The organism is Streptomyces rugosispiralis (genome assembly GCF_024505145.1).
Classification (GTDB): Bacteria; Actinomycetota; Actinomycetes; order Streptomycetales; family Streptomycetaceae; genus Streptomyces; species Streptomyces rugosispiralis.
This window is the reverse complement of sequence record NZ_JANIAA010000137.1, coordinates 1-2,616: the sequence shown is the minus strand read 5'-3', so window position 1 is coordinate 2,616 and position 2,616 is coordinate 1. Positions and strand designations below refer to the sequence as shown.

The 2,616-nt window shown below is 73.1% G+C and carries 1 protein-coding gene; it reads right to left on the bottom strand.

Translation table 11 applies throughout. From position 1 onward, the window contains the following. On the bottom strand, positions 1–2,616 hold a 2,616-nt coding region (locus NP777_RS46685; RefSeq protein WP_256656288.1), incomplete at both ends, for a polyketide synthase dehydratase domain-containing protein.

Here is a 2,616-nt window from a genome sequence, read left to right as displayed (position 1 = left end):
TGCGCCGGGGGCGTCGGGGCCCTGGCGGCTGACGAGGAGCAGATGGCGTGCGCCGTGGTGGGTGATGAGGTGGCGGGCGATGGTGGCGCCGAGGGTGCCGGTGCCGCCGGTGACCAGCACCGTGCCGTCGGGGTTCAGGGTGCGGGGGAGGGTGAGCACGATCTTGCCGGTGTGACGGCCCTGGCTCATCCACCGGAAGGCCGTCGGCGCCTGGGTGATGTCCCAGTGCCGTACGGGCAGTGGCTCGATCCGGCCCGTCTCGAACAGCTCCACCAGCTCCGCGAGCAACTCCCGGATGCGGTCCGGCCCCGCGTCGCCTCCCAGGTCGAACGCCTGGTAGCCCACCCCGGGATGTGCCCCGGCGACCGTGGCGGGATCGCGGATGTCGTTCTTGCCCATCTCCACGAACCGGCCGCCGGTGCCGAGCAGCCCCAGTGAGGTGTCCACGAACTCGCCGGTGAGGGAGTTCAGCACCACGTCCTGCGCGGGGAACGCCGAGGCGAAATCGAGGTCGCGGCTGGACGCCAGACGCTCCTCCGGCACCCCCAGCGCGGTCAGCACATGGTGCTTGGACGGATGGGCGGTGGCGTACACGGTGGCGCCGAAGTGCCGTGCGAGCTGGACTGCGGCCATGCCCACCCCGCCCGCGGCGGCGTGCACCAGCACCGTCTCACCCGGCTGGACGTCGCCCAGGTCCCGCAGCCCGTACAGCGCCGTCAGATAGGCCACCGGCACCCCGGCGGCCGTGGCGTACGACCAGCCCTCGGGGATCGGCGCCACGGTTCGCGCGTCCGCGGTGGCCAGCGGGCCGAACGAGCGGGGGAACAGGCCCATCACCCGGTCGCCGACGGCCAGACCCTCGACACCCGGGCCGACCTCGGTCACCACACCGGCACCCTCGCCGCCCAGGCCCTCCTGGCCCGCCACGCCGCCGAGCGCGACGAGCACGTCCCGGAAGTTCTGACCGGCGGCGCGGACCTCGATCCGGACCTGACCGGTGGCCAGCGGCGCGGTGGCTTCCGGATCCGGCCGCAGTACCAGGTTCTCCAGGCTGCCCTTCTCCGAGACGTCCAGGTACCAGTGGTCGTGCTCGGGTACGGCGAGCCCCCGTGGCGACCGCACCAGACGCGGCACCCACAGCAGCCCGCGGCGCAGCGCCAACTGCGGTTCGCCGGACGCCACCGCGGCGTGCAGGGCATCCCGCGACACGTCATCGGCGTCCACCAGGGCGATCCGGCCGGGGTGTTCGGACTGTGCGGAGCGGATCAGACCCCAGACCGCGGCGGCGGCCGGGTCGGTGACCTCGGTGGTGTTGTGCACGGACACCGCGCCATGGGTGAGCAACACGAGCCGGGTGTCGGCGAGTTCGGGTCGGTCGACCCACCGCCGCGCCAGTTCCAGCGCGTGGGTGGCCAGGTCCCGGGTGCGCGCGGGCAGACCGGTGTCCTCGGCGGCCCAGGGCGTGGTGTCGACGACCACGGCCTCGGGCCGGTCCTCGTCCGCGATGACGCGTGCGATGAGCGCGTCCACGTCGGCGTGGGCATGCGCGTCGTCGAGAGTGGTCCAGGAGACCTCGGCGTCGCCGGCGGTGGTGGGGTGCTCGGTCCAGTCCAGCGTGAACAGCGCGTCAGCGGACCGATCGGTGCCGCTGGAAGCGGCGGCGAGCTGTTCGGGGCTGATCGCCCGGAGCACCAGGGAGTCCACCGAGGCCACGGGAGCGCCGGTGCTGTCGAACAGGCTGATGGTGAACGAGTCCGTGCCGGTGGCGCGGGCGCGTACGCGGACCGCGGTGGCTCCGGCCGCCAGCAGCCGTACGTCGTTCCAGACGAAGGGGAGCGGGGTCTGGCCCGGGGTCGGGGGAACACAGAAGTTGCTCGCGTGCAATGCGGCGTCCAGCAGCGCCGGGTGGATGCCGAACCGGCCGGCCACCTCCGACTGCTCCTCCGCCAGCGCGGCCTCCGCGAACACCTCGCCGTCGCGCTTCCACACCGCCTTCAGGCCCCGGAACGCGGGCCCGTACTCGTATCCGGCCTGGGCCAGGTTGTCGTAGAAGTCGTCCAGAGCGACCGGCTCGACACCGGGCGGCGGCCACTCGGCGGTGCCGTCCTCCGTGCCGTCCCGCATGCCGTCCTCGGCCGAGTCGTCCGGCTGCGTGGCGAGTGTGCCCGAGGCGTGCTCAAGCCATTCCTGGGCGGTGTCGGCGCGGGAGTAGACCCGCACGCTTCGGCGCCCGTCCTCCGCGCCGCCGACCAGCACCTGGATCTGGAGCGTGCCGTCCTCGGGCAGTGTCATCGGCTGGCCGATGACCAGTTCTTCCAGGGTGGGGGTGTCGGTCTCGTCCCCGGCCCGGATGGCGAGTTCGGCCATCGCGGTGCCGGGCAGCAGCACCGTTCCGGAGACGGCGTGGTCGGCCAGCCACGGGTGGGTGGCCAGCGACAGCTGCCCGGTGAGCATCACACCGCCGGTGTCGGGCACGCTCACCACGGCCCCGGCCAACGGGTGACCGGTGTCCTGGAGACCCACGGCACTCACATCACCCGCGCTGCTGCCTCGGGCGAGCCAGTAGTGCTGGTGTTGGAAGGGGTAGGTGGGGAGGGGGGTGGGGTGGGGGTTGGT